Annotated in this window: 24 protein-coding genes and 1 riboswitch; of the genes, 12 read left to right on the top strand and 12 right to left on the bottom strand. The window is 37.4% G+C overall.

The window, feature by feature from the left end; genetic code table 11:
• Positions 1-23: 23 nt before the first annotated feature.
• From thiS to IW16_RS04815, 5 genes are all read right to left on the bottom strand, one after another.
• Positions 24-230, bottom strand: coding sequence for a sulfur carrier protein ThiS (gene thiS, locus IW16_RS04835; protein WP_034740225.1), 207 nt, complete (start codon positions 228-230; stop codon positions 24-26).
• A 60-nt stretch (positions 231-290) separates the two neighbouring features.
• Positions 291-388, bottom strand: a riboswitch (TPP riboswitch).
• A gap of 115 nt (positions 389-503) precedes the next feature.
• Entirely contained in the window at positions 504-1181 is a 678-nt protein-coding gene (locus IW16_RS04830; protein WP_034740222.1) for an RluA family pseudouridine synthase, read from the bottom strand.
• Between the two features lie 3 nt (positions 1182-1184).
• A complete protein-coding gene (locus IW16_RS04825) occupies positions 1185-1505 on the bottom strand; it encodes a hypothetical protein (protein ID WP_034740218.1) in 321 nt (106 codons plus the stop codon).
• Positions 1506-1508: 3 nt separating this feature from the next.
• The gene (gene panB, locus IW16_RS04820) at positions 1509-2324 is read right to left on the bottom strand and encodes a 3-methyl-2-oxobutanoate hydroxymethyltransferase (RefSeq protein WP_034740216.1); all 816 of its coding nucleotides are present in this window, start codon (positions 2322-2324) and stop codon (positions 1509-1511) included.
• 63 nt (positions 2325-2387) lie between these two features.
• Positions 2388-3101: a Crp/Fnr family transcriptional regulator gene (locus tag IW16_RS04815; RefSeq protein WP_034740212.1), complete on the bottom strand. Its 714-nt coding sequence runs from the start codon at positions 3099-3101 to the stop codon at positions 2388-2390.
• Positions 3102-3189: 88 nt separating this feature from the next.
• On the opposite strand from IW16_RS04815, the gene IW16_RS04810 reads away from it, so the two are divergent.
• From IW16_RS04810 to IW16_RS04765, 10 genes are all read left to right on the top strand, one after another.
• On the top strand, positions 3190-5568 hold the full coding sequence (locus tag IW16_RS04810) for a heavy metal translocating P-type ATPase (RefSeq protein WP_034740210.1): 2379 nt from the start codon (positions 3190-3192) through the stop codon (positions 5566-5568).
• A gap of 109 nt (positions 5569-5677) precedes the next feature.
• A complete protein-coding gene (gene ccoS, locus IW16_RS04805) occupies positions 5678-5902 on the top strand; it encodes a cbb3-type cytochrome oxidase assembly protein CcoS (protein WP_034740209.1) in 225 nt (74 codons plus the stop codon).
• 5 nt (positions 5903-5907) lie between these two features.
• A complete protein-coding gene (gene ccoN, locus IW16_RS04800; protein WP_034740207.1) occupies positions 5908-8169 on the top strand; it encodes a cytochrome-c oxidase, cbb3-type subunit I in 2262 nt (753 codons plus the stop codon).
• A 16-nt stretch (positions 8170-8185) separates the two neighbouring features.
• Positions 8186-8383, top strand: coding sequence for a cbb3-type cytochrome c oxidase subunit 3 (locus IW16_RS04795; protein ID WP_034740204.1), 198 nt, complete (start codon positions 8186-8188; stop codon positions 8381-8383).
• A gap of 10 nt (positions 8384-8393) precedes the next feature.
• Entirely contained in the window at positions 8394-9275 is an 882-nt protein-coding gene (locus IW16_RS04790; protein WP_034740202.1) for a cbb3-type cytochrome c oxidase N-terminal domain-containing protein, read from the top strand.
• 95 nt (positions 9276-9370) lie between these two features.
• Entirely contained in the window at positions 9371-10825 is a 1455-nt protein-coding gene (ccoG, locus tag IW16_RS04785; protein ID WP_034740199.1) for a cytochrome c oxidase accessory protein CcoG, read from the top strand.
• Positions 10826-10897: 72 nt separating this feature from the next.
• Positions 10898-11350 carry a FixH family protein gene (locus IW16_RS04780; protein WP_034740195.1) on the top strand — a complete coding sequence of 151 codons (453 nt, stop codon included), beginning with the start codon at positions 10898-10900 and terminating at the stop codon, positions 11348-11350.
• Positions 11341-12096: a sulfite exporter TauE/SafE family protein gene (locus IW16_RS04775; protein ID WP_034740192.1), complete on the top strand. Its 756-nt coding sequence runs from the start codon at positions 11341-11343 to the stop codon at positions 12094-12096. Before IW16_RS04780 ends, IW16_RS04775 begins: the two co-directional genes overlap by 10 nt.
• Positions 12097-12113: 17 nt before the next feature.
• Complete coding sequence (locus IW16_RS04770; RefSeq protein WP_034740189.1) at positions 12114-12854, top strand: hypothetical protein; 741 nt, start codon at positions 12114-12116, stop codon at positions 12852-12854.
• Between the two features lie 90 nt (positions 12855-12944).
• Positions 12945-13709 carry a hypothetical protein gene (locus tag IW16_RS04765; protein ID WP_139259780.1) on the top strand — a complete coding sequence of 255 codons (765 nt, stop codon included), beginning with the start codon at positions 12945-12947 and terminating at the stop codon, positions 13707-13709.
• Between the two features lie 45 nt (positions 13710-13754).
• On the opposite strand, the gene IW16_RS04760 is transcribed toward IW16_RS04765, so the two are convergent.
• From IW16_RS04760 to IW16_RS04750, 3 genes are all read right to left on the bottom strand, one after another.
• Positions 13755-14648, bottom strand: a complete 894-nt coding sequence (locus IW16_RS04760; protein ID WP_051889915.1) for a hypothetical protein — start codon at positions 14646-14648, stop codon at positions 13755-13757.
• 151 nt (positions 14649-14799) lie between these two features.
• Positions 14800-16068 carry a serine--tRNA ligase gene (gene serS / locus IW16_RS04755; RefSeq protein WP_034740186.1) on the bottom strand — a complete coding sequence of 423 codons (1269 nt, stop codon included), beginning with the start codon at positions 16066-16068 and terminating at the stop codon, positions 14800-14802.
• A gap of 68 nt (positions 16069-16136) precedes the next feature.
• Positions 16137-16661 (bottom strand): hypothetical protein, encoded by a 525-nt coding sequence (locus IW16_RS04750; RefSeq protein WP_034740184.1) that lies wholly within the window; start codon positions 16659-16661, stop codon positions 16137-16139.
• Between the two features lie 71 nt (positions 16662-16732).
• On the opposite strand from IW16_RS04750, the gene IW16_RS04745 reads away from it, so the two are divergent.
• Both IW16_RS04745 and IW16_RS04740 read left to right on the top strand, forming a co-directional pair.
• Positions 16733-17965: an oligosaccharide flippase family protein gene (locus tag IW16_RS04745; protein WP_034740180.1), complete on the top strand. Its 1233-nt coding sequence runs from the start codon at positions 16733-16735 to the stop codon at positions 17963-17965.
• Entirely contained in the window at positions 17952-18560 is a 609-nt protein-coding gene (locus IW16_RS04740) for an acyltransferase (RefSeq protein WP_051889913.1), read from the top strand. Before IW16_RS04745 ends, IW16_RS04740 begins: the two co-directional genes overlap by 14 nt.
• A 21-nt stretch (positions 18561-18581) precedes the next feature.
• On the opposite strand, the gene IW16_RS04735 is transcribed toward IW16_RS04740, so the two are convergent.
• From IW16_RS04735 to IW16_RS04720, 4 genes are all read right to left on the bottom strand, one after another.
• Entirely contained in the window at positions 18582-19070 is a 489-nt protein-coding gene (locus tag IW16_RS04735; RefSeq protein WP_034740177.1) for a hypothetical protein, read from the bottom strand.
• Between the two features lie 103 nt (positions 19071-19173).
• Complete coding sequence (locus IW16_RS04730) at positions 19174-19959, bottom strand: (Fe-S)-binding protein (protein ID WP_034740175.1); 786 nt, start codon at positions 19957-19959, stop codon at positions 19174-19176.
• Between the two features lie 78 nt (positions 19960-20037).
• Complete coding sequence (locus tag IW16_RS04725) at positions 20038-21375, bottom strand: 4Fe-4S dicluster domain-containing protein (protein ID WP_034740173.1); 1338 nt, start codon at positions 21373-21375, stop codon at positions 20038-20040.
• Positions 21376-21382: 7 nt separating this feature from the next.
• Positions 21383-22333: an MlaD family protein gene (locus IW16_RS04720; protein WP_034740170.1), complete on the bottom strand. Its 951-nt coding sequence runs from the start codon at positions 22331-22333 to the stop codon at positions 21383-21385.
• Between the last annotated feature and the right edge of the window lie 97 nt (positions 22334-22430).

Raw genomic sequence — 22430 nt, 5'->3', positions numbered from 1 at the left:
GTTTTTGTTTTATTAAATGAGAATTATCCGCCTTGAGTGGCAGTAATGATTAACACTGAATCTTTGTCTTTAAGAAGGGTTTCTGCCCAGGCGGACAGTGGAATAATACGATTGTTGAGGGCTACGGCAATCCCCTTTTTCTTTCCGGGTATTTCCATAGCCATGAGTGCCTCCAGATTATCAGGAAGTACTTCAAATGTTTTCGTTGTGTGGTTGATTGTAATTTCCATTCCTAATTATTATAAAAATATACTTTAGGAATGGCTATTATTGTACAGTAGAATGTACAGCAAAAGTCATTTACTTTTCCCTACGCTGGTATAATCCAGATCAGGTTCAAAGGGTAAAGTCTCAGTCTGTATGTCTACAGACACCCCTAAAGTTGCGACGAAGGTAGGTATTTTTTTCAGAAGGGACAAAATTTTATTTTTCTGAAATAAAAAGACCATCTCAACATTGAAATGGTCTTATATCTTTCTGAATTATTTCTTAATCCGATGCATTTATTCTTCACATGCTCTCCAAATAGCATCGTTCTGCGGAACGGGAGCTGTAATTTCTACATTTTCTTTAGTGACAGGATGAATAAATTCAAGTTTTCTAGCGTGAAGGTTAATTCCACCGTCCGGGTTTGAGCGCGGAGCCCCATATTTAAGATCTCCCTTGATTGGAATTCCTGTTTTGGAAAGCTGCGCACGGATCTGATGGTGTCTTCCGGTTTCCAAATCGATTTCAAGAAGCATATAATTATCTAATGTCTTGATAACATGATATGTGAGAATTGATTCTTTTGCTCCTTCTGTTACTTTTGTAAAGACACTCGCTTTATTATTCTTTTCATTCTTCTTTAAATAGTGAACAAGACGTTGGCTCTGAGGAATCATTTCTTTTCCGACAACAGCCCAATAGGTTTTTTTGACCTCTCTGTTTTTTACCATCTGTGTAAGACGGGAAAGTGCCTTGGACGTTTTTGCATAGATAACCAGACCCGAAGTTGGGCGGTCTATACGATGAACCAAACCGAGAAAAACATTTCCCGGTTTGTCATCTCTTTTCTTTATAAAATTCTTAATGGACTCCAGCAATGATTCATCACCGGTTTTATCGCCCTGAACAAGCTGTCCTACTTTTTTGTTAACCACCAAAAGATGGTTGTCTTCATATACAATCTGCTCCTGCATATCTTATGAACGTCTTGGTCTGTTGGTAAAAGAAATGGCTATTCCTCCAAGAAGGCCGATTGTTTTAAGCACTGAAAGTTTAGATTCTTCCGGCAAAGAAGCTCCCACTACACATAACAAAGCTGCTGCGTACATGGCGTATGTGAAGTTTTTATTGGTAAGCGCAGGTGCCTGAACTATAAAACTGGCTCCGATCAGGTAGTAAAAAATCTTTCTGGAAAGCAAATGATTGATTTCCGGAGAAAATAAATTAAGCCACCCTGCTCCAAGACAGATCAGTGCTGCGATTGATAAAATTCCCTGAATAGACTGTTGGTTTTTCATCAATTAGTAGCTTTCATTTTCATTAGGAAACTCAACACTTTTCACATCTTTCACATACTGGGCAACTGCTCCGGTAATTTCTGTATACAGATCAAGATATCTTCTGAGGAACTTCGGACTGAAGCCTTTGTTCATTCCTACCATATCGTGATATACAAGAACCTGTCCGTCACAGTCAGAACCGGCTCCGATTCCTATTGTTGGAATTGAAATAGCCTCTGTTACTTTTTTAGCAAGATCAGCAGGAATTTTCTCTAAAACAATAGCAAAGCATCCTAATTCTTCTAAAAGCTGAGCATCAGCTATTAATTTTTCAGCTTCGGCTTCTTCTTTTGCTCTTACTTTATAGGTTCCGAATTTATAGATCGACTGTGGGGTCAATCCTAAATGTCCCATTACAGGAATTCCTGCATTGATGATTTTCTTTATAGATTTTGAGATTTCTTTTCCTCCTTCGATTTTCACGGCATGAGCACCTCCTTCTTTCATCATTCTTACCGCAGACTCCAATGCTTTCTCTGGATTACTCTGGTAAGTTCCAAAAGGAAGATCGGCTACTACAAGCGCTCTGTCTACTCCACGAACAACACTTTGAGCATGATAAATCATCTGATCTAAGGTAATCGGTAAAGTTGTTTCAAAACCAGCCATCACATTGGCTGCAGAATCTCCTATCAAAATAGCGTCTACTCCTCCTGCATCTACCATCTTTGCAGTGGTAAAATCGTAAGCAGTAAGCATTGTTATTTTTTCCTTGTCGAATTTCATTTTTCGCAAGGTTTCAGTCGTAACTTTTTTTATTTCAGAGTGAACAGACATAATTTATCTATTTTTTAAAAGTTAAAAAGTCGGCTTTCGCCGACTTAAGTTTTTGTATGATTTTTATAAAACTACGTGACCTAGTTTCATGAGTTTGTCGTGGTTCAGAATTTTGATATTTCTTCCGTCTACTTCTATGAGACTGTCCTGTTTGAATTCAGAGATCAAACGGATGGCACTTTCTGTAGCAGTTCCTATAATATTGGCAATCTCCTCTCTTGTTAAAGAGATTTTGATGAAGCCTTCGGGATCTACACCGAGTTTCTGCTCAAGGAGGATCAGAATTTCTGCCAGTCTTTCTCTTACTGTTTTCTGTGCAAGGAAAGTGATGGTGTTGGACGACTCTCCTAATTCATAAGAGATTTTTTGAAGCATTGCAAAAGAAAGCTGTGGATCTACTTCCAGAAGATACATGAAAATATCTGCAGGAAGGAAAATACATTCAATGTCTGTCATAGCCTCTGCTTTTGCCTGGAAATTCTCCCCGCAAAGCAATGAACGATAGCCAATGATGTCCCCCTCTTTGATAAATCTTAAGATCTGGTCTTTTCCAAAAGCTCCGGATTTTGACAGTTTAGCAGCTCCTTTTTCTAAAACAAACACTCCTTTTGGTGTTTCTCCATCTTCAAAAATCGTGTCATGTTTTTGAAAACTTAATTTTTTCTTGCCGTTAATATACTTTTCAAAATCAGTGCTAGAAAGTCTTTCCTTAAATGATTTATCATTAAAAACTCTGGCGAACCTCTCTTCAATTGCAATCTGTTGTTCCTGCGACATTTTATATGACATTTATCACAAAAATAGAACTTTTTAACGCGATAAACAAAAAAAATTGTTATAATTTTGTAGTTCAATATATTATGAGGTGAGCGAGAACTGTTTTCATTGTGGTCAAGGTATAGAAAAAGAGAGAATTTTGTTTGATGAAAAGACTTTCTGTTGCAACGGATGCAAGTCTGTCTACGAAATTCTAAATATCAACAACTTAGCTAATTTCTACGAACTTAATAAAAGGGCCGGAATTCGGCCAAGTGATGAGAGTTCTACTCAGTATGATTATCTGGACACTCCGGAAATCTTCGAAAAAGTAACTGATTTCTCTGAAGGAAGCACCAGTCTTGTCACTTTCAAAATCCCCGTAATACACTGTTCTTCATGCATCTGGCTATTGGAGAGTCTTCACACCCTTAACGAAGATATTAAATATTCTCAGGTTAATTTCACGAGAAAAACGCTACAGGTTTCATTCAACCATAACAATCTAAAATTAAGCGAACTAGCTAAATTTTTAAATAATCTTGGATACAAACCGGTCATCAATCTGGAAACAGCCGATAAAAATGTAGATCATCTCGACAAATCACTCCTCATCAAACTTGCTATCGCAGGATTTGCATTTGGTAACGGGATGTTTCTGGCATTCCCCGAATATATAGGAGGTCAGGATTTCTGGATGGAACACTACAAAGGGCTATTTAGAAGCTTAACCTTCCTTCTTGCTATTCCTGTTGTTTTCTATTCAGCTTCAGATTATTATAAATCCGCCTGGTATGGATTGAAAAACAAAATTGTCAACATTGATGTTCCGATCGTTTTAGGTATTTTCGTGCTTTTCGGAAGGAGTGCCTACGAGGTCATTACAGATTATGGTCCGGGTTATTTTGACACCTTATGTGGTCTGTTATTCTTTATGCTTTTAGGTAAAATTTTCCAAAAAAGAACCTACAGTGCACTTTCCTACGACCGTGATTATAAATCATTCTACCCCATTGCTGTTACCAAGGTTGATTTCAATGGCAAACAACAAAACATTTTACTGTCTGAAATCAAAGTAGGAGATCGAATTTTGGTTAGAAACCAAGAATTAATTCCAGTAGATGCCATTTTAATTAACGGAGAAGGTAATATTGACAACAGTTTCATTACCGGAGAAAGCGAAAGTATAAGCAAACAGCCGGGAGATAAAATTTTCGCAGGCGGAAAACAGATTGGTTCTTCTCTTGAACTTGAAGTTATAAAAAATGTAGATCAGAGCTATTTAACTCAGCTATGGAATAAAGAGGCTTTCAAGAAATATGAAACAGGGCTTGATACATTAACCAACAATATAAGTAAATACTTTACTTTCATCATTTTGGGCATCACTCTGGTTTCGGGAATCTACTGGTCATTCATAGATATGGAAAAAATGTTCCAGGTTGTTTCTGCCATCCTGATCATTGCCTGTCCTTGTGCACTTGCTCTTTCTGCACCATTTACATTCGGACATATTATGAGAATCCTCGGCAGAAATAAATTTTACGTAAAGGATACACTGACGATTGAAAAAATAGCAAAGATCGACACTCTTGTTTTTGACAAAACAGGAACCATTACTCATAGAAAAAAGACCAACATTAAATATGACGGCTTGGAGATTTCAGAATTTGATTTACTGAATATCAAGACATTGCTGAAAAACTCTAATCACCCACTTTCAAAATCTTTATATGAATTTATTGAAGTAAACGATGATTATTTTACGGTTGAACATTTTCAGGAAATCTCAGGAAAAGGCTACGAAGCTCATATCAGAGGCAACATCTATAAAATAGGATCTGCAAAATACAACAATCAGGAATCTAAAAACCTGGAAACCGCAGTTTACATCAGCAAGAATGATGAATTCATTGGTAAGTTCATTTTCAAAAACGAATACAGAGAACATCTTAAAAACCTGTTTAAAACCCTTACAAACTATAAGATCTACATTCTCAGCGGAGACAACTCTTCTGAAGAAAACCAGCTAAAAGATATCATTCCCAATTGCCAGGCCATGGCTTTCAATCAAAGTCCTGAAGACAAACTGAATTACATTAAAGCATTACAGGATAACAATTCTAAAGTAGCCATGTTGGGAGATGGCTTAAATGATGCAGGAGCATTAAAACAAAGCAATGTGGGAATCGCAATTTCTGATGACACGAATAGCTTCACCCCTTCTTCAGACGTGATCATGAATGGGGACAAAGTAGTAGACCTTGACAAGTACCTGAACGTTGCCAAGGGTTCGATTACTATTGTGAAAATGACATTCATAATTAGCTTTCTATACAACATTGTAGGTTTGAGTTATGCAGTAACAGGCCATATGGATCCGCTTTTCGCAGCGATAATCATGCCAATAAGCTCTATAACAGTAGTTACCTTTACTACAATTTCAACCTGGATCCTGGGAAGAAAATACTTTAAAAAAGCGGCTTAAAAGCCCTTATTTAGACTGATTTTAAATTAGCAAGAATCGGTATTTCGTGATGAATGTCATTATTTTTCACTAAATTTGAACCCCGAAAATAGGTTAATTTTGTTGTCAAATGGATATTCTATATTTAATGATCTTATGCAGTGCTTCTTTAGCTGCAGTTTTCTTGATTATTTTTATAGTCAACGCCAAAAAAGGGCAGTTTGAAGATGATGAATCTCCAGCTGTGAGGATTCTTTTTGACTCTGGTGAAATCAAGGAAAAAGAGAATAATGGCAACAAAAAAGACGAGAAAGAAATAGGAGAAAATAATAAAATTGAAGAAAAAAGTGAATAGTTGATATGGAGACACAAAAGTTTAGTTATGACAACAGTATTGTTCGGGCATTCCTTTATGCGACCATAGTTTTTGGGTTTATAGGGTTTTTGTTCGGACTTACAGCGGCATTAATGCTTTTCTACCCTGAGCTTCCTGAATTTTTATTTGGTACTGATGATACTACCATTCAAAGTTTAAAAAGTGGTAATATTCAAGGGCTGATAAATACTCATGGTGCATTTGGTTTTGGTAGAATCAGAATGTTGCACACCAATACAGTAATCTTTGCATTCGTATGTAATATCGTTTACACGGGTGTTTATTATTCTTTACAAAGATTATTAAAAACAAGAATGTACAGTGATACATTATCATGGTTACATTTCTGGACTTGGCAGTTTATGATTGTTGCTACGTTCATTACATTCTTTATGGGGATCAATACTTCAAAAGAATATGCTGAACACGAATGGCCAATCGATATACTAATTGCTTTCTCGTGGATCATTTTTGGGGCCAACATGTTCCTAACCATTGCTAAGAGAAGGGTAAGACACCTTTATGTAGCCATCTGGTTCTATATCGGTACCTGGATTGCTGTAGCAATGCTTCACATTTTTAACAACTTAGAAGTTCCGTTATCCTTTACAGGATGGAAATCATATTCAGCATACGCTGGAGTAAAAGATGCAATCGTACAGTGGTGGTACGGGCACAATGCCGTAGCATTTATCCTTACAACACCTGTTTTAGGTTTGATGTATTACTTCTTGCCAAAAGCAGCTGACAGACCGGTTTTCTCTTATAAACTGTCTATTATTCACTTCTGGTCACTAATTTTTGTATACATCTGGGCTGGTCCTCACCACCTACAGTATACAGCACTTCCAGCATGGGTTCAGGCAGTATCTACAGGATTCTCTATTATGCTTATCGCTCCATCTTGGGGGGGAATGCTTAATGGTCTCTTAACTTTAAGAGGGGCATGGGACAAAGTAAGGGAAAATCCTATTCTTAAATTCTTCGTGGTAGCTGTTACCTGTTATGGTATGGCAACCTTTGAAGGACCGCTTTTAGCAACAAAAAATATTAACAAGATTGGACACTTTACTGACTGGGTTATCGGTCACGTACATTTAGGAGCTCTTGGATGGAATGGTTTCATGGCATTCGGGGTTATCTATTACCTGGTACCAATCATGTGGAGAACAAAAATATGGTCTGTAAAATTGGCTAACTGGCATTTCTGGTTAGGTACTTTAGGAATTATTTTCTATGCAGTTCCGATGTATATCTCAGGATTTACTCAAGGATTAATGTGGAAACAATTCAACCCGGATGGAACCCTATTGTGGAAAAACTGGTTGGATACTGTAACAGCAATTATTCCTTACTTTAAAATGAGATTCTTAGGAGGATTCTTCTACATCTCAGGAGCAACTTTAATGATCATTAACGTTATTGCTACTGTAAGAAAAGGATCTTTCCAAAAAGAAGTTCCTGCAGAAGCTCCTGCATTAGCCAATATCGGTAAAAAACGTAAAGAAGGAGAGGGAACTCACCTTTGGTTAGAAAGAATGCCTGTATTATTAGGTATCCTATCTTTCTTCACGATATCAATAGGAAGTATTATTGAGATTGTTCCTACTCTGTCTCTTGACAAGAGTGTACCTACAATTTCAGCTGTAAAACCTTATTCTCCTTTGGAGCTGGAAGGTAGAGATCTTTATATCCGTGAAGGATGTAACGCATGTCACTCTCAAATGATCAGACCGTTCAGGGATGAGATTACGAGATTCAACGGTAAAAACGGACAATATTCTAAAGCGGGAGAGTTCATCTATGACAGACCATTCTTATGGGGATCTAAGAGAACCGGACCGGATTTACATAGAGAAGGTGGTAAAAACCCAAGTTCTTGGCATTACAAGCACATGTATAACCCTAGATCTACATCTGCAGGTTCTATCATGCCTCGTTACCCTTGGTTAATTGCTACTAACTTAGACAGATCTAAAATGGTAGACAAAATGAAGCTGATGAAGAACGCATTTGACGTTCCTTATAGCAAAGCTGAAATAGATTCTGCCAACGCATGGGCAGACAACCAGGCAACGAAAATTGTAAAAGATATCTTCTCTGAAGCAAATGACCTTAAACAGGCTTATGCGAAGAGACCTCAGGGAGAATTGGAGAAAAAAGAGATTGTAGCTCTTATTTCTTATCTTCAGAGATTAGGAACGGATATCAAGACTACAGAAATAAAAACAGCAAGTACTAACTAAACATTAAAAGGTTCACATGATTCCTCAGAACTTTAAAGATATATTATCCAATACTGAAAACGCAGGCTTGTATCAAACATTGGCGCTGATATTCTTTATGATGTTCTTCGTCGCCCTAATAATATATGTATTTAGCAGGCCTAAGAAATATTACAAGGAAGAAGAAGAGGCACCTCTGGGAGATGATGAAGACGATTTTAATTTAAAAAATTAAACTATTTATTATGAAACAAAGAACACCTGTTGTTGTAAACATCTTAATAATAACTGGACTTCTAATAGTTTTTTATTATTTGTTTGTACAGAGCTACTCGTTCCTAGCTTCACCTTACTTCTGGGGAACTGTGGTGATCAGTGCTATTTTGGCATACATCCACAGTGCTATTGGAGATTTGATTGAAAACAATAAATTCAAAAAATTATCTCCGGAAGAAAAAGCAGCTTACTTAACGGAAAAGAAGATTCCTTTCCTAAGAAGAATGTATGACAGTGCATTCAAAAAACAGTCTGCCACAGAAGAAAAAGATATTCTTATTGACCATGGTTTCGATGGGATTATGGAATTGGATAATCAACTTCCAAAATGGTGGGTAGGGTTATTCTATTTTGGGACTGCTTTTTGTATTATATATATCGCAGCTTTTGCGTTCACAGATTTCGCACACCCGCTGACCGAATATGAGCAGGAGTATAAAGAACAGATGGCGAGTATTGCAGATTATGAAAAAAATCAGCCTCCTGTAACGATTGAAACAGCAAAATATTCTGCTGACAATATCGCTGAAGGAAAAGAGCTGTTCAAGACTAACTGTGCATCTTGTCATAAAGAAGACGGTAGTGGAGGTATTGGTCCAAACCTTACGGATAACTACTGGATCAACCAGCCTGAGAAAACTTTATTCAAAACGGTTTTCCATATGGACTGGAATGGTTCTCCTACTAACCCTGCGATGAGAGCATTCGGTAAAAACGGCGAAGTTTCCGGAGCAGAGATTGAGAAGATTGCAGCGTATGTATATCACATCAATCAGGAACAGACACCAGTGACGCAGGCTCAGGGAGGAGCAGCTCCTCAAGGAACTGAAGCACATTGGGAAAAAGAATAATTTTAAAAGATTAGAAATCATATGAAAAAAACATAATTTGTTATTAAGAAAAATAGTAACGAATTATGTTTTTTCTTTTTTAAACATATTACGAAATGTCAGAAATAGAAGAAATAGAAGTACGCGGCGGACAGGGACAGGTTCTGGACCCTGAGACTTACAGAGATTCTATCGGGACAATGGAGCAATCCGGTAAAAGAAGATGGATTTTCCCCAGAAAACCAAAGGGAAAATACACCAATTACAGAAACCTTGTAAGCTATGCTTTATTAATTATTTATTTTACGGTACCATTCATAAAAGTCAATGGCAACCCGTTCTTTTTATTCAACGTCATTGACAGGGAGTTTTTCATTATCGGACAGCCCTTTTATCCACAGGACTTTTTTATCCTTACTTTAGGTGCTATTGCCTCTTTAATTTTTATTATCATTTTTACGATTGCGTTCGGAAGAATTTTCTGCGGGTGGATATGTCCTCAGACAATTTTTATGGAATCGATATTCCGTAAAATTGAATATCTTATTGAAGGTGACCGAAACAAGCAAATGAAGCTGGACAGACAGGAGTGGAACAGCGAGAAGATATGGAAGAGAGGCTTGAAATGGACAGTTTACGTTATTATTTCTTTAATTATCACTCACTTTATGCTGATGTATATTGTGGGGTATCAGGAAATATTTAAAATCATCTCCGAAGGACCTTTTGCACATCCAAGCAATTTCATCATCATGGTATTGTTTACCTCTGCCTTCTACTTTGTTTTTGCATGGTTCAGAGAGCAGGTTTGTACATTGGTTTGTCCTTACGGCAGATTACAGGGTGTTCTTATTGATAAGGATACGATCAACGTTTTCTACGATTTTAAAAGAGGAGAAAACCGTTCAAAATGGAGAAAAGGAGAAGACCGTAAAGCAGCTGGAAAAGGAGATTGTATCGACTGTCACCAGTGTGTGGTTGTATGTCCCACTGGAATTGACATCAGAGACGGACAACAACTCGAATGCATCAACTGTACAGCTTGTATCGATGCCTGCGACGAGGTGATGGAAAAAGTTGGTCTTCCAAAAGGGTTGGTAAGATATGCTTCAGAAAATGAAATCGAAAACCAGACTGAGTTTAAATTTACCGGAAGAATGAAGGGCTTTGCTGTTGTTCTTGTGTTATTGGTTGGGTTCTTAGGATTTCTTCTTTCCAGCAGAGGTGAGATGGAGGCAAAATTCATTAAACCTGCAGGAAGTACTTTCTTTGTGAGAGACGGAAAAATTACCAATACTTACAATTATACGTTTCTGAACAAAACCAACGATAAGAAAATTGTTACCATAAAAGTCGTTGAGCCTGCTCATGGCGAAATTATATACAGCGGATCCAGCAAAATTCAGGTAGAGCGTGATAAGATTTCTAAGGGAACCGTCAATATCAGCTTCCCGGAAGATGAAATGAAGCTTTCAAAACAAAATATAACCATTGGAGTTTATGATATGAAAGGGAAACTTGTTGATTCTTATCAGACGTATTTTGAGGGACCATTTAAACTGCAATTTTAATTTTAAGAAACTCTGTAATATACAATCACAGAGTTTCCTTACAATCACAAAAAATAAAAAAATCCGGAAGAAATGAAAAACTTTAGTTGGGGACACGGTGTTGTAATTGCATTATTTGCATTCATTGTTTTTATATTATCCATGTTGTTTCTTTTCCCTAACGGGCAGAAGAATTCTGAAATGGTTACCGATAATTATTACGAAGAAGAACTTAAGTATCAGGATGTCATTGATGCTAAACAAAATGCTGATAATCTAAAAGAAAAGCCTGTATACAGTCAGGAAAAAGACGGAATTAAAATCGTTTTTCCAAAAGAATATAACAATACCAATACTACGGTAAAATTTGTTTTAAACAGAACCGAAGACCAGAATTTAGACATAAAAAAAGCGGTACAGCTTGATGCCACACAATCTTTCACAATACCTGCCCAGGTATTGAAAGTAGGAAACTATACACTGAGACTGATGTGGACGAAAGACAAAACAGACTATAGAATGGATTATGATGTGATATGGAAATAGGACTTATTTTATCGGCCATTGCTTTGGGATTTGCTTCCGGTTTTCACTGTATCGGAATGTGTGGCCCTATTGCTTTATCGATGGGGTTGACTAAAAAACAGGCCACTAATTTTTATCTTCAGAATCTGACGTATCAGTTCGGCAGAATTTTCACCTATTCTTTATTGGGAGCAATTCTGGGGATTATAGGAGAAGGTTTTGAAATGGCAGGATTCCAGCAGTATCTCACGATCATTGCAGGAGTTCTCCTGATCATTATGGCTTTGTTTTCATTTGGAGGAAAGGATTTCGCTTCAAAGATTCCTTTTCTTTCTAAATTTCTGTTTTCCGTCAAATCAAATCTGGGAAAATTACTTCAGAAAGCAGATTACCGCTCAAGATTTAGCACAGGTGTTCTGAATGGTTTTCTGCCTTGCGGAATGGTTTATATGGCTCTTACAGCCAGTTTAGCAAGCGGAGGGGTATGGCAGGGAGCTTCATATATGGCTTTATTTGGTTTGGGGACACTTCCATTCATGTTTGCTGTAGTTCTCGCCGGAAACCTCATGAATCAGGCTTTCAGAGTAAAGGTTTTAAGAGCCGTTCCTCTCATTATGATTGTGCTGGGAGGATTATTTATTCTGAGAGGTCTTGAATTGGGAATTCCTTACATCTCACCAAGAGCTGAAGCGATGACCATCTCCAAAGATCACAATGGTAACTGTCATATTGAAGGACACGATCACAGTTCGACCAACTGCCACTAATACGACTAACTAATTCCATGAAAAAAATACTTCTTTTACTCACTGCGGCAGTATTTGTCCTGCAGTCATGTATTATTAATTCGGAAATTGTATATCACAGCGATGGTGCATCTACTTCGGTCACTGACATCGATATGCGGCAGTTTATAGCTGAAATGAAGGCAATGACTCCCGATTCCCTGAAACAGCAGAAAGAATTCGGTGATATGGATAAACTTCCAACGGTATGGACCAGTGTTTTTGACATACAGAAACACGAAGGAAAGCTGAAAACGAAAGACCCGGACTCTATCAGGATCATGAAAAAGATCTTCATGAAAGCCAATAAAGAAAATAATGAGCCTGCAGGTTTTTCTTTAAAAATGGATCACTTCAATCAGACAGACTATAATCTGTTGAGCAGCTACAACAAAAAGGAAAAACTTCCGCTGGATCAGAATATGTTCAATAACTGGGATGGGAAAATACTGACTATCGATACGGAAAATTTCAATCTTAAAAATATCGAAGAGACACTCCGCAGCAAAAGTTCAAAAGAGGAAGCTGAAAAGGTAGAAGGAATGATTAGTATGTTTTTCAAAAGCATTGGAACAACTATGAAGTTTGAAAACAAAATAAAATCGATCACCGGAAAGCATGACTGGTTAAAACAGATCGATAACAAGACTGTACAAATTGACTACGATCTGAAAGCCATGTATGATAAAGAGGCTAAACTTAAACATTCAGACAAAAAAATCATCATCACTACAGAATAAAACAACGGGCTGAAATTTCAGCCCGTTGTTTGGTTGGTATTTGTTTTGTAATATACTGTAATATAAAAAATTTAAGCAATGATTAAACAGATGAAGTTTTTATGGGCTGCCATTCTTTTTATAATGCTTCAGTCCTGCTCTATCAATACAGAAACTACCTATTATAAAGATGCTGCAACCAGTATGCATTCTAATATCCTGATGGATAAAAATGTAATGGGAATGATGAGCATGATGGGATCAGATTCAAAGAAATTGAGTGAACTGGACAAGCTTCCCACTGACTGGACAAGTCTTTATACTGTTCAGAAACACGGAAAAGTAACCCTTAATGAGGATTCAGCGAAGGTCCTCAAGAAAGTCTACATGAAAGTGGACAAAGATAAAAACGAGATTGTTGGTCTTTCCCTCAAGTATGATAAACTCATGCCTTCGGAAATTACCCAACTCCTGGCCAGCGACAAGCGCCTGAAGAAAATCCCTTTACAGGATATAGCAGTATGGAATGGTAACTCACTAACCATTAACACTGAAAAATTTAATTCTGATGGCATTCTTAAAATGCTGGAAGAAAAAGATTCAGAACAAAAAAAGGTTCCTCAAACCAAAAGTGATTCTATTGAAGCATATGGTAAGCAAATGGCGTCAGGAATGGCAGGTATGCTCAGAATGTTTAATCTTACATTTACCAATACCCTCAAATTTCAGAAACCAATCAAAAGTATTGAAGGAAAACATGATTTTGTGAAGCAGGTAGATCATAAAACCGTTGAGATCATCGTAAGATCCAATGATCTTTTAGACAATAAAAATCTGGTGAACAAAGATAAAAAAGTAGTGATCACAACAGAATAAAACCATAGAAAACGCGCTGCATTTGCAGCGCGTTTTCTATGATTCTTAATATCTTCTTACTGGAAGTGTTTTGTTGGTGTATGACTTTACTATATCCGTGATCTCAATGACACCTGACTGCTGATAGGTAATATCATAGGCAGAATTATTCGATTGCTGAGTAGATGACCATATTGATCCGGCATTCAAACTAATATTCGCTTTTTTAAGTTCTTTAGCTAAAGTAAGAATCTCCTGACTTGAAGGAAGAAACCAGTCTGAAAAGCCGTTTCTTACCAGATCATTGCATAATTTTGCGGCACAGTTCGCTCCTGGATTCTGGCTGGCAATAAGGACTGTATTCTCAAGTCCTTTCCCAAAATCCGGATAAGTTCCGGAAATGAAAAGATTAAGATCTCCCCAGTTCGTTCCTATCTGAGAGGTTCCGTAGAACACTCCTGTAGGGTGAATTTCCATATATCTCCATCCGTCTTTATATTCTCCTTTATCATAACCTACATGTCCTCCTCCAGGACCATAATAACCTGTCGTTTTGAATGTAGATTCTGAAGTATAGGTATAAATCCCCTCACTAACACGTAAATAACCTCGTACATAATAGGTGGTATTGGGTTGCAAATTCTCGGCCTTTACCTGATAATTTACAGGACCATGGGCGTACGTTGATACGGAACTATTGTTGATTACTGTGGGATTGGGTGAAGTAGAATATACAAACCCCGGAGTTGCAGATTCTCCATTTTGCTGAACGATACTTCCTCTGAAGATAGCCGTTGTTGGGAAGATCTCCCCTGTTGTCCCAATAGTTATTTTCTTTTCTGGTACGCTTGGTACAGAAGGATTTGAAATCACAATAACTTCATCACTGTCTCCTCCCCCACAGGAAAGAAGCGCTACTGTCATTACAGCAGAAAATACTACACGTAATTTATTTCTCATGGTTAAAATTTAGTGAGCGAAAATAATAAAAAAAAATATCGCCCAACCTATAAATATGATCTTATCTAAACTTTACTGCAACACAGCAAAACGGTTAAAAAAATCCCCTTCCAAAACCGAAAGGGGACTGTTTATAATATAGGTATATATTCTAACTGATCAGATCAAATCTTGCATATTCTGCAATTTTCTTTGGAATTCTGATTCCTTCCTCAGTCTGATTGTTTTCAAGCAACGCAGCCATAATTCTTGGAAGTGCCATTGCAGAACCGTTTAAAGTATGAACTAACTGAGATTTTCCATCTGTTTTGAAACGACATTTCAGACGGTTTGACTGGAAGGTTTCAAAATTAGATACAGAGCTTACTTCCAGCCACATTTCCTGAGCAGCACTCCATACTTCAAAGTCATAAGTCATAGCAGCTGCAAAACCTGTATCTCCACCGCAAAGTCTCAATACTCTGAACGGAAGTTCAAGATCGGTAAGGATCTCTTTGATATGTTCTACCATTTCTTCCAGTGCAGCATAAGAATTTTCCGGTTTTTCAAGTCTTACGATCTCTACTTTTTCAAACTGGTGAAGACGGTTCAGTCCTCTTACGTGAGCTCCGTAACTTCCCGCTTCTCTCCTATAGCATTGAGAAAAGGCTGTGTTTTTAATTGGAAGTTCTTTTTCTTCAAGCAATACATCACGGTAAAGATTGGTTACCGGAACTTCTGCTGTAGGGATCAGATACAGGTCATCAAGACCGATATGATACATCTGCCCTTCTTTATCCGGAAGCTGTCCCGTTCCATAGCCTGAAGCTTCATTCACAACGTGAGGAGGATTCACCTCCATATATCCTTTTTCAATGTTCTTATCTAAGAAATACTGAACCAAAGCTCTCTGAAGTCTCGCACCTCTACCCAAATATACAGGGAAACCGGCACCAGCAATCTTCACGCCTAATTCAAAATCAATTAAATTGTATTTTTTTGCCAGCTCCCAGTGAGGAATAGCCCCTTCTCCAAGGCCCTCCACATCATGAGACTGATAAATATTTTCGTTGTCTTCCGCAGAAGATCCGCTTTTTACTAATTCAAATGGAATGTTTGGAATCTGGTATAGAACATCCAGTAATTTTTTTTCCGTTACATCTAATTGGGACTGCAGTTCTTTACTCGATTCTTTGTATTGAGCTGTTTTAGATTTTGACAATTCCGCTTCTTCTTTCTTTCCTTCTTTCATCAAAAGTCCGATCTCTTTGGAGATTTTGTTGATTTCGGCAAGTTGGGAATCTAATTCAAACTGAATTCTTTTTCTTTCGTCGTCAGCAGCGATAGCATCGTCTACCAACTCAAGATTCTTGAATCGTCTTTTTTGAAGACCTTCTAAAACGCGTTCTTTATTGTCGCGTAAAAAATTGACTTGTAACATTTTATTTAGATGTTAAATATTAGATTGTTAAACTTACATATTAAGCTAACAGTTGTACAAATTTAAAATTATTTTATGATAGTAAAGGTATTTATCGCATTCGGTGCATCTGCAGCCTTAGAAAACACTACTTTTCCGTTATAAAGCACCTCTGAAACCTGAAACAGTGTTGGGGTCCATCGGTAATGAATTTCCATCACATCTGTAACGGTAACCACCTGATTATTCACAGTTCTTCTAAGCGAAAAAGTTAAGTTCGAACGGTACGTTTTATTCTCAGGACTGATAGAATCCTTTATTATTCTTTTGGCTCCACTAACATACTCAAAATAAAATAAGGAATCTGTTGTCATTTTAAGTGGAATAGACACTGGAACGACAGCTGTGGCACCATTGTCATCGTTCACAGAAAAGGTCGTATAAGCCCCTGTCTTTTTGGCATTCAAGAGATCCTGGCCTGTATTATTCTGCATGTAGAAATTCATGACCTGATCAATTCTCTGTAAAGAATCGTCATCACTTCCGCATGACACCATCAAAAAAAGGATGGCTATAAGTTTAAGTATGAAAATATGTTTTAGCTTAAATTTCATCTTCCGTTAATTTTCAATAATCTTTTTTATGCAAATGTATAATTATATATTTGTTCTCGTAATATTTTACCATGTTTTTAAACAAACTCAAAAGATTAAACGGCAGTCATATCACCACCATCTTTAAGGGAAACTTTATTTCCAAGTTTGTTTTGGTGATCGGCGGGCTTTTGCTTGCAAAATATTATGGCTCCTCAGAATATGGCATATTCAGCATTTATCTGAGCATTATGAGCATATTTTCTGTGGTATTGAGTCTTGCCCAGGAACACATGATCATGCTTGAAGGAGATGCAGAGGAAGTAAATAATAATTTCAGTACAGCAGGCATTATTTCGGCAGCGGTCATGATTGTAGCCTTTCTGCTGATATTGATTCCTTTTGACATTCCTAAAAACATCATTTTCCTTGGAATCTTTTCCGGTTTTCTTTACCTATTTACCAATAATGCGAAATATCTGCTGGCTAAAAAAAAGATGTTCAAATTGATTTCGATTATTACAATCACGGATTCTCTGATAAGTTTTCTTTTTCAGGTATTATTTGTGTTTATTAAAATAGAAAACGGACTTGTTATCGGCAGTCTTATAGGATATATAGTTGCTTTTCTCGCGGCGATCTATTGCTCAAGAAAATATTTTGTAAAGCCTGACCTGAAAAGATACATTGCCAATGCGAAAAAGCGGTCGGAGCTCTTTAAATATTCCTATCCCTCTACGCTCATCAATGCTTTAGGGAATAACATTATGCCTATCCTGATCTCTTTATATTTTGCTGATTCATTGCTGGGAGAATATTCTTTAGCGGTAAAAATCATGTCTGTCCCGCTTCTTCTGATCTCCTCTTCAATTGCCACCGTGTATTATCCAAGAGCAGCAGAACTCAGCAACAGAGGAAGAAGCAGAAGTGAGCTGTTTGCGTATACCAGGAAGATGAGCTTAATGAATTTTTATATCATCTGCGCACTTTATATTCTGATCAATACAGTTGGAATTCCAGTCATACAACTGTTTTTCAATAAAAACTGGGAACATCTCGGTTTGTTTATTTTCCTGATGTCATTTGGGTATCTTACCCGCAGTTTAATCAATCCTATTTCAGATATTCTAACAATCTTAAAGAGAAATAATGTGGCGATGGTGTTTAATATTTATCTCTTTCTGGCCAATATTGCAGCAATATTCATTGGAAAGGAGCTAGGGATCAGCTATCTGGTAGGTATTTTTTCTTTCTTTTTGTTTATCGGATATGGATTTTTGTATTTTTACATCATGTTTATTCTGAAGAAAAATGAATCCGTTTAAAAAATTTATTGAATACCAGATCTTCCATAGAATTAATAATTTTTTCTATCCGGAATACTACCGCCAAAAATATGAGTATATGGTTCCCCATGTTCTTTTTTTCTATTATCTGGTTCCACAAAAAATCCTGAGAATTAACGGAAATGTTCCATGGCCTGTACATTTTACTTCAGAAGTAAGGAATTACACGAAAATTAAGAAGGGAATTATGTGTGATCCGGGCGATAACCCTAACATTTATATTCAGGCTAATAACGGCATTATCATAGGGCACAATGTCGGTTTCGGTGCGGGAACATCTTTAATTTCTGCCAATCATAATCATAATGACCACAGCATCCATGATGAGTGCGGCCCGATTGTTATCGGAAATAATGTTTTTGTGGGAACCAATTCTGTGATCCTTCCAGGCGTACAGATTGGTGACAATGTAGTGATCGGTGCAGGTTCGATCGTTACAAAAGATATTCCCTCCAACTCTATTGCTGTGGGAAATCCATGTAAGGTCATTAAACAAAAAGAACCTTACATTGAAGACTTCACAAAGACTGTTTTTAACAGAAAGCTTCCTGAAGGCGTCAATCTAAAGTTCTAGAAGATTGTATTTTATAGCGTATTAAATGATCCCGGCTGCCCAGCTTTTCTCCAATGGTAGAAGAAAGTGGCCTAAAAAGTCCAGATACGTATTTTTTGAGAAATCAAAAATCTGGATGTCTTTCGGCAATTCGCCGCTTCTCAACTGAGATTTAAATTCCTGAAGTTTCAGCGTTCTTACTTCTCCGTTTTGTACAAAGCTGGCTTTCATTCTGTCGAAAAGTCCCAGTTTATATTCTTCATCAATCTCGCGCATGATCTTCCCTAAGGCATCAATACTACATCCTGAAGCCATTTCTTTTTCCTCGTCTACACAGACAACAATAAATTGATTTTTCTCAATTTTAAAGGATGAATCAAGAGGTTTTCCGTGTGCTGCCCACGTTGCCAGAAAGTCGAACAGCTTTTCGGTGATCGCTTTTGCCTCTTTGGTTTCAAAAGGTCTTGATGCGGGGTATATAATGACTCTATAGTCGTTTGTTTCTACTATACTAGATTCTTCAATTTTCATATCCTGTCAATTTTAAAGTATAAAATTAATAAATATTCCTGAGTTTATAATCAACAAAAACCCAAGCCAGAGCCTGAGTTTTCAAATATCTTTAATGGAGTTCTTACAAATCTTCTGCCTCAGCAAGAAGTTCTACAATATCCTTTACTACTACTTCTTCGTTTTTATTAAAATGTTTGACACCATCGGTCATCATGGTATTACAAAACGGACATCCTGTAGCAATAACCTTAGGCTGAAAAGATAAAGCTTCTTCCGTTCTTTCAATATTGATGTCTTTGTTTCCTTTTTCCGGTTCTTTAAACATCTGTGCCCCTCCTGCTCCACAACATAAACCATTGGTTTTGCAACGTTTCATTTCTACAAGCTCAGCGTCGAGTTTTTCAAGAAGCATTCTTGGAGCTTCATACTCATTGTTTGCTCTCCCCAGATAACAAGGATCATGGAAAGTGATTTTTTTACCTTTAAAAGCACCGCCTTCAATCTTCAGCCTTCCTTCTTCCATCAATGTTTTCAGGAATTGCGTATGGTGAACCACTTCATAATGTCCTCCCAGACTTGGGTATTCATTTTTAAGGGTATTAAAACAGTGTGGGCACGCTGTTACGATTTTTTTCACTTCGTAAGCATTAAGGACCTCAATATTGGTAAGGGCCATCATTTGAAAAACAAATTCGTTCCCTGCTCTTTTTGCGGGATCTCCGGTACAGCTTTCTTCCTGTCCCAGAACTGCAAATTCAACTTTTATCTTGTTTAATATCTTGCAAAATGCTTTCGTAATCTTTTTGGCGCGGTCGTCAAAACTTCCTGCACATCCCACCCAAAATAAAACTTCCGGGGATTTTCCTTCGGCAGCATATTCTGCCATTGTTTTTATATTGAAATCCATTTTTTCAAATTTAGTAATATGCCAATGTACCAGTTCACCAATGATTGCTACATTGTTACATTATTTTACATTGTTACCTTAATTTTCATTTGCCCAGTTCAAACGGTCTGCCTGGTTATACTGCCAAGGGGCAGCATTGTTTTCTACGTTCGTCATCATCAGATTCAGTTCCTGAGGAGCAGCGGACTGTTCCATTACAAGGAATCTTCTCATTTCGAAAATAATAGAAAGAGGATCCAGCAGTACCGGACATGCTTCTGTACAGGCATTACAGGTAGTACATGCCCAAAGCTCTTCTTTGGAAATATAATCATTCAGAAGTTTCTTGCCATCGTCCTCGAATTTTCCGTTCTTGTCTATATTTCGGCCTACTTCTTCCAGTCTGTCTCTTGTTTTCATAAGGATGAGTCTCGGAGAAAGTTTTTTCCCGGTGATATTGGCAGGACATACAGAAGTACATCTTCCACATTCTGTACAGGAATAGGCATTAAGCAACTGTACCTGATTCAGATCAAACACATCTTCTGCTCCAAATTTTGAGGGAACATCTGCAGCATCTCCTTCAGCCGGTGCGGCATAAGGATCAGCATTAGGATCCATCATGAGCTTAATCTCTTTGGTTACTGAATCGAGGTTATTGAATTTTCCTTTTTTATCAAGATTAGCAAACCAAGTGCTTGGAAAAGCCAAAATGATATGAAGGTGTTTTGAATAGTAAAGATAATTCATGAAGAAAAGAATCCCCACAAAGTGGAACCACCACGCTCCTTTTTCAATAAACATTAGAAAGCCGTTATCAAAACTGAAAACCTCCAGAAACGGAACTAATGTTATCTCGCTGATCGGAAAGCTTCCATGTTCTGCAAGCACACCTCTCATCTGCAATACATAGTCCGCAGAATTCATGCTAAAGAAAGCCATCATCAGAGCAAATTCAATGATAAGAATCCAGTTAGCATCGTTTTTCGGCCATCCGAAAAGTTCTTTCATGGTCAGTCTTTTAACGCCATAAAAGTTTCTTCTGATGAAAAACACAACAACTCCAATGACTACAAGCAACGCCAGAATTTCCAAAGTCGCTGTAAAGAAATTGTAGAAACCGTGTCCGAAAATTGAAGCTAAGAATCTGTGGGTTCCAAAGATTCCGTCTACAATAATTTCTATCAGCTCAATATTGATAATAACAAAACCTACATATACAAAAAGGTGAAGAATACCAGCTACCGGACGTTTTACCATTTTGCTCTGCCCCATTGCCACTCTGGCCATGGTTTCCCAGCGCTCAGATTTCCGGTCGCTTCTGTCAATCTCTCTTCCAAGTTTGATATTTCTGTAAATCTTTTGCAGGCTTTTTGCAAACAGCCCAAATCCAGCAACTAATAAGATCAGAAAAATAATGTTATCGATGTACTGCATAAGGTGATTAGTCTTTATTGTTCTTGCCGAAAACTGAGAAATTAATGTATCTCTTAGGATTTGCCTTCATGTCTTCAATCAATGAATTCAGGTTTGTAGAAGCAGCATTCAGATTATTGTAAAGCTGTTCATCTTTCATTAATTTCCCTAAGCTTCCCTGTCCGTTATCAACTCCTGCAATGACCTGATTAAGCTTTCCTACGGTAGCATCTAAATTTGATATTGCCGCATTGAGTTTTTTAGTATCAATGCTTTCTGCAAGATTTCCGTATTTATCCAAAGTTACTTTACCACTCTGCATGGTAACGCTTGCATCATCAAGTACTTTCTGCAGTTTAGGGTCATTATGCCCTACAAGGCTGTTAACACTTCCTGCTGTTGTCTGAAGAGCTCCTACCGTCTTGTTAAGATTGGAAAGTAAGGCTTTGATCTCAGCTCTGTTCTGACCGTCGACCAATAGATTGGCGTTAGCCATTAAAGAGTCTACACGATGCAAAACAGTTTGCAGCTGATCTTTCACCGGACCTACCTGAGAAGAAAGACTTCCCAAGGTTCCTAATTTGAAAGAACCCAAAAGCGTATCACCGTCTTTTGCAGTCTGACCACCATACATAAGATTAACCCTCATTTCTTTTCCGGACATCAGTCCTGGTTCAAAGATTTCAAGGGTAGAATTTTTCGAAAATTCGAATTTATCATCCACCGTAATTTTCACGACAAAACTGATTTTTCCGTCTTTGGCTGTTTTGGGAATGATCTTATCGACCTGTCCTACTTTCAGACCATTGATGGAAACTGCAGAGGACTGCGCCAGCCCTTCTACATTATCGTATTTTGCATAAAATATATTGTCGGTAGTAAAAAGACTTCTGCCCTTCATGAATTGAAACAATATCACAAAGCCTACAATAGCCAAAAGTGCGATCACACCAGCTTTTAATTCTTTACTGAACTTCACTTGCTAAATTTTTTCTAATGAGCAAATATAACACATTTTAAATTAATCTTTTTCTTTATTGCTCTGCGTTAAATACAAAAAAAGCGGCAGAAAAATC

Source organism: Chryseobacterium vrystaatense (assembly GCF_000737765.1).
In the GTDB taxonomy this organism is placed as follows: domain Bacteria; phylum Bacteroidota; class Bacteroidia; order Flavobacteriales; family Weeksellaceae; genus Chryseobacterium; species Chryseobacterium vrystaatense.
The sequence above is the reverse complement of the archived record's forward strand: the minus strand, read 5'-3'. Positions and strand labels throughout refer to the sequence as shown.

Coding starts and splice junctions, on each gene's coding strand:
- IW16_RS04725 (WP_034740173.1), bottom strand. CDS start 21,375: ATGCAGTACATCGATAACATTATTTTTCTGATCTTATTAGTTGCTGGA.
- IW16_RS04825 (WP_034740218.1), bottom strand. CDS start 1,505: ATGAAAAACCAACAGTCTATTCAGGGAATTTTATCAATCGCAGCACTG.
- IW16_RS04830 (WP_034740222.1), bottom strand. CDS start 1,181: ATGCAGGAGCAGATTGTATATGAAGACAACCATCTTTTGGTGGTTAAC.
- IW16_RS04760 (WP_051889915.1), bottom strand. CDS start 14,648: ATGAGAAATAAATTACGTGTAGTATTTTCTGCTGTAATGACAGTAGCG.
- IW16_RS04780 (WP_034740195.1), top strand. CDS start 10,898: ATGAAAAACTTTAGTTGGGGACACGGTGTTGTAATTGCATTATTTGCA.
- ccoG (WP_034740199.1), top strand. CDS start 9,371: ATGTCAGAAATAGAAGAAATAGAAGTACGCGGCGGACAGGGACAGGTT.
- IW16_RS04740 (WP_051889913.1), top strand. CDS start 17,952: ATGAATCCGTTTAAAAAATTTATTGAATACCAGATCTTCCATAGAATT.
- ccoN (WP_034740207.1), top strand. CDS start 5,908: ATGGAGACACAAAAGTTTAGTTATGACAACAGTATTGTTCGGGCATTC.
- IW16_RS04730 (WP_034740175.1), bottom strand. CDS start 19,959: ATGGATTTCAATATAAAAACAATGGCAGAATATGCTGCCGAAGGAAAA.
- IW16_RS04765 (WP_139259780.1), top strand. CDS start 12,945: ATGAAGTTTTTATGGGCTGCCATTCTTTTTATAATGCTTCAGTCCTGC.
- serS (WP_034740186.1), bottom strand. CDS start 16,068: ATGTTACAAGTCAATTTTTTACGCGACAATAAAGAACGCGTTTTAGAA.
- panB (WP_034740216.1), bottom strand. CDS start 2,324: ATGTCTGTTCACTCTGAAATAAAAAAAGTTACGACTGAAACCTTGCGA.
- IW16_RS04770 (WP_034740189.1), top strand. CDS start 12,114: ATGAAAAAAATACTTCTTTTACTCACTGCGGCAGTATTTGTCCTGCAG.
- IW16_RS04790 (WP_034740202.1), top strand. CDS start 8,394: ATGAAACAAAGAACACCTGTTGTTGTAAACATCTTAATAATAACTGGA.
- IW16_RS04795 (WP_034740204.1), top strand. CDS start 8,186: ATGATTCCTCAGAACTTTAAAGATATATTATCCAATACTGAAAACGCA.
- ccoS (WP_034740209.1), top strand. CDS start 5,678: ATGGATATTCTATATTTAATGATCTTATGCAGTGCTTCTTTAGCTGCA.
- IW16_RS04750 (WP_034740184.1), bottom strand. CDS start 16,661: ATGAAATTTAAGCTAAAACATATTTTCATACTTAAACTTATAGCCATC.
- IW16_RS04775 (WP_034740192.1), top strand. CDS start 11,341: ATGGAAATAGGACTTATTTTATCGGCCATTGCTTTGGGATTTGCTTCC.
- thiS (WP_034740225.1), bottom strand. CDS start 230: ATGGAAATTACAATCAACCACACAACGAAAACATTTGAAGTACTTCCT.
- IW16_RS04745 (WP_034740180.1), top strand. CDS start 16,733: ATGTTTTTAAACAAACTCAAAAGATTAAACGGCAGTCATATCACCACC.
- IW16_RS04735 (WP_034740177.1), bottom strand. CDS start 19,070: ATGAAAATTGAAGAATCTAGTATAGTAGAAACAAACGACTATAGAGTC.
- IW16_RS04815 (WP_034740212.1), bottom strand. CDS start 3,101: ATGTCGCAGGAACAACAGATTGCAATTGAAGAGAGGTTCGCCAGAGTT.